The sequence below is a fragment of the Psychromonas sp. genome (assembly GCF_983033635.1).
On the sequence record NZ_CEZLMY010000170.1, the window covers coordinates 5,028 to 7,629 of the forward strand.

Annotated in this window: 3 protein-coding genes and 1 pseudogene; all 4 read left to right on the forward strand. The window is 40.2% G+C overall.

Annotated features, from left to right (window positions below; all coding sequences use genetic code 11):
• A pseudogene (locus AC4GME_RS15800) lies at positions 1-270 on the forward strand (hypothetical protein); the annotation flags it as partial.
• A 24-nt stretch (positions 271-294) separates the two neighbouring features.
• Entirely contained in the window at positions 295-1,161 is an 867-nt protein-coding gene (locus AC4GME_RS15805) for a DUF7281 domain-containing protein (RefSeq protein WP_490379736.1), read from the forward strand.
• A 570-nt stretch (positions 1,162-1,731) separates the two neighbouring features.
• Complete coding sequence (locus tag AC4GME_RS15810) at positions 1,732-2,007, forward strand: hypothetical protein (RefSeq protein WP_490377539.1); 276 nt, start codon at positions 1,732-1,734, stop codon at positions 2,005-2,007.
• Between the two features lie 132 nt (positions 2,008-2,139).
• Positions 2,140-2,544, forward strand: coding sequence for a hypothetical protein (locus AC4GME_RS15815; RefSeq protein ID WP_490377540.1), 405 nt, complete (start codon positions 2,140-2,142; stop codon positions 2,542-2,544).
• Positions 2,545-2,602: the final 58 nt, after the last annotated feature.

Consider the following 2,602-nt stretch of genomic DNA (forward strand, 5'->3'; position numbering starts at 1 on the left):
CAAACGGAATTACTGTTTGAACAGGCAATCACAACAGGGCTGCCTATCTCTGCGATTAATTACTGGCAGAATGAGTTACAAAACAGCTCACAAACAGCGCAAACAATAGAGCCGCAAGCCTGGATTGAACTGGTATTTAGCAGTTATTGTAAATTAACGCTTGAGCAGCAAGATGCACTGGATATTAAAATGAAAGGTGTGCAAGTTGCCGGCACCACAGATAACTACAGTTACAGTGATGTGCAGATTGTTTTAAAGGAAAGCATTTAACTAAATCGTATTGTAGAGGCCTGCATGAACAAAGCACTGTATCAATTCTGCCAGACAAACTTTAAAACCTTAACGCACGGCAAGTTAAAACTGTCGAGTTTATTAAAGCGTTTACATAACGATTATGGTTTTGGCGTAATTGACGGTGACTATCTGCACTTTAATGAGCGGGACAGAGCGTTTTTAATTGAGCGGGTGTTATCTGAAAATAGCGCGCATCTTTTTCGAGAGCCATATCCAGCTGCGCAGAGCCGGCAGCAAAGCGCGCAAACTCAGCGTAACGAAAAAGCGCAGAGTTATGCTGTCAGTCGGGATTTTATCCTGATTAACAACCTGCAAATACTGCAGCTCAATAATCAACAATTCCCCGTTACTCCCTTTAGCTCTTTAGGTGTGTACCTTAAAGCAGACGAGATAAGCTCAGTTGAACATCAGAAGATTGTGTTGGTGGAAAACCTGGCAATAATGGCGAATCTGTCGGCTCTGAATATTCCTGAATGTCTGCACAAAGCGCTGTGGCTGTATCGCGGGGATATTAATCCGGAACAGCAAACTTCTACGGCTTATCAGTTTTTCAGACGTTTTAAAGATTGTGACAGACATCAACTGATCTGCTTTAGTGATTTGGATCCGGCAGGTATACAAATCGCACTGACCTGTGATGCCGATTACTGGTTAACAGCGCAAGACAGCAATGTTATCAATATCGAGCTGCAAGGCGATGAAAATGAGTGGTTTAAGCAGGAAAGGGCGATTAAATATCTGGAAAAGAGAACGGATTTGCCCGAAAAATGCCAAATAGCATTTTCACAAATGTGCAGTGTTCGAAAAACCATAAAACAGGAGCAGATGCTCGCACATAATATAAAGCTGGGTTTGTTTGACCTGTAAATGTATTTAGCAACCATCGACAGATACTCTAAAAATATTTCGATCTCAGCATTGCCCATTGTCTCCGGGTGTTTAAGTTTATAAAACGGATGTAAGACAAGATCCAATAGCTGTACGTTTTTTCTGTTTTAAAGGGATAATGGCGGCTGCGAATAAGCATGCGAAAGGGATCCATAAAACAGATTGGAATCTGTTGATATTATTTCTCGCACATCGAACATAATAACCTCCATACTGTATTTACAATCAGTAAATATAGCCTGTTTTGTCAATAAAACTACAAATTACGTCACCGCGCCTGTTTTGCCTAGAATCTGACAAAAGCGTCACTGCGAAGGTTATCAGGGGACTTTTTGAATACCCTTTGTAAAAGAAAGGGTTAGATGTGCTTTAAAAATGTGCATATCTTCCTTGTGACGCATTTGTCGATTCACGATTTTGCTAAAAACGTTCACAATTTATTGAATTAATTTGATTTTTTGTTTATTGTGATGTTTTAAATAATTAAGATATACAACGGGGCAATTGCGTCACTGTGATGTATATAAAGCTGTTATAAAAAAGGTTCAAATGAATTATTTAGCAACCAGCACTGGGCAACGATTTGTAACTTCTGACGGAGCGAATTTAAAGGTTCAGTTAGAAGATGTTCTTGAAGTTGTCGAAGGCGCAGAGCAAATACCTGAAAATGCAAAAGATGCAGTTAAAGATTTTATAGAAACTAACTTTTATGAACTGGTCGAAAATGTTAAAGATGTATCAGATTATGAAGTCTCTAATTTTCTAATTGAAAAGTTTCCTGAATTTATCAGTTACGTTGAGTTTGCGTTCAAGAATTTTTTATAACAAGGCATTGAAAACGGAACTAAAACAGTTGGCTAAGTTTCGCTTCGCTCCACATTATAGCCAACCATTTTAGTCCGCTTAATGCGGCGTTAGTGCTCTTACATTGAGGTATATATGTGTATAAATGGATTTATGAGATTTCTGTTCGTTATTGTTGTTTCGAACTTAGTTTTGGGCTGTGATGGTTCATCAAATGAAGAGGGGGGCGTGTGCCCTACAGTGGTTGAACCTGCGTTCTTTGTCCAAGTTTATGACCAATCGACTCAAGCACGAATCGATTGCCAAGCCACGGTTACTCTTTTAACACCAACCAGTGAAATCGTAGAAGAAAACCTTACGGAATATGGTACATGCGAGGATTTAGGAGATAGCGAGATTGGTCTAGGTTGGCAATCAGGTTTATACGATGTTCGAGTTGAAGCAGAAGGTTACGAAGAGTGGTATCAGCAAGATGTTGAGGTAACAGAAACAGGTGTCCCTTGTAATCAACCAATTACAGTCCACTTGCACATCGAAATGGTGCCACTAACCAACTGAGCACTAATCGGGTAGCCGGAGGTATCTAGCCTCCAGCCCCCACACCACCCTGCATGCG